Genomic DNA, 1,407 nt, shown 5'->3' on the forward strand with positions numbered 1-1,407 from the left:
GGCTCTTTGTCAACGGCTGTTGATGAGGAACTTTATGAGGAAACCAGTTCATTTTCGAATTGGTTTCCTTTTTTTGTTCTGAATTGTAAATTCAATCCGAATTCGTGTGTAAAAGTGCGACCAATTTCTGTAACCGTACGCTGTCCGTTTAATTTGTTTTATTTTTCGATTAACGCCCTCTAAAGGGCCATTTGAGTAGGTACTTGCCATCATGTTTTTGATTAGAGATAAGTGCTTGCGATAGGTTTTGATTGTTGTTTCAAGCTGTGAACTGACTTTGTCAGTTCTGCTTAAGGCTTCGATGAAACGTTGGTAATCTCTGGTTCTTAATGCATCTACTAAGGCGTGTGCTGTAAAGTAAGTATGTTGAAAAGTTGGATCCAATTCTAAGCCCTTTAAGATTAACTGTTCTTGAGTAAACCAGTCTTTTAGATGCGTAAACCATTGTGGTTTACGTGTTTCTAGATTTGAATATGATTTTAAGAATAAGCGCCAATGATGTTTGAGTATTCGATATTCTCTGGTGTCTGATGAAAAGTGATGCATCAACTGTACCCGCGTCTGATTCAAAGCTTGAAGTCCCATTTGGACTAAATGAAAATTGTCGGCGATAATCTTAGCTTTAGGAAAAACTTCGCGGATAACCGACTGATATTGAGCGTTAAAGTCAATGACAATCTGCTGAACCTCATTACGTTCTTTCAGTGAATAGTGATTCAGAAAATGCTTCTTAATGTTTCGGTTAAAGCGATCCGGTAAGACTGTCACTAGCTGATGAGAGTCACCATCAATGGCGATGAAGCTCATTTGATGGCCTGTAGAACGGAATTCATCAAAGCACAAAGTCTTGGGCAATGTGTTTAAGGCAATCATGGTTTGGGTGGACAAAGAATCAATGACACGATTAACTGCGACTGGTGAGACATTCAATTCGTCCGCAATGTCAGTAACGCTACGGTCCTTGATGAGTCTTAAAATGATCATTTGCTTCGTATCTTCTGAAATCTGACAATGTGGTTTAACTAGTGATGTTTGTGCGCTAAAAGTATGCTTACAGGACTTACACCGATAACGTTGTTTAAGTAATTTCAAGATAATTGGTCGTTCTTTGACGGGGGGCATTCTGACATTAATTAGATTAGTCCCAAAGCGCACTACTTCGGGCTGGCCACAAAGTGGGCAGTTCTCTAAAGGATAGGTCAGTTTAGCGTGAACAACCTGTTTGATTGGATCGCTGCTATCAATACTAGTACAAATAATATTTGGGTCTTTAATTTGAAGCGTATCTTCGATAAAATGGTTTTGGGACATTTTTTCTCACTTGCCTTTACTTTTACTTTGGTCAGTAGGGTGGTGCATTGAGGAGATTTGTCCTTTTATTTTACACAAAAATTGGGTGTTGATGGA

At 38.9% G+C, this 1,407-nt stretch carries 1 protein-coding gene; it reads right to left on the minus strand.

Annotation, left to right across the window (positions count from 1 at the left end):
- Positions 1 to 48 precede the first annotated feature (48 nt).
- On the minus strand, positions 49 to 1,311 hold the full coding sequence (locus IV64_RS02955) for an ISL3 family transposase (RefSeq protein ID WP_057705683.1): 1,263 nt from the start codon (positions 1,309 to 1,311) through the stop codon (positions 49 to 51).
- Positions 1,312 to 1,407 lie beyond the last annotated feature (96 nt).

Origin of the sequence: Lactiplantibacillus xiangfangensis, from assembly GCF_001438845.1 — a bacterium.
Lineage (GTDB): Bacteria > Bacillota > Bacilli > Lactobacillales > Lactobacillaceae > Lactiplantibacillus > Lactiplantibacillus xiangfangensis.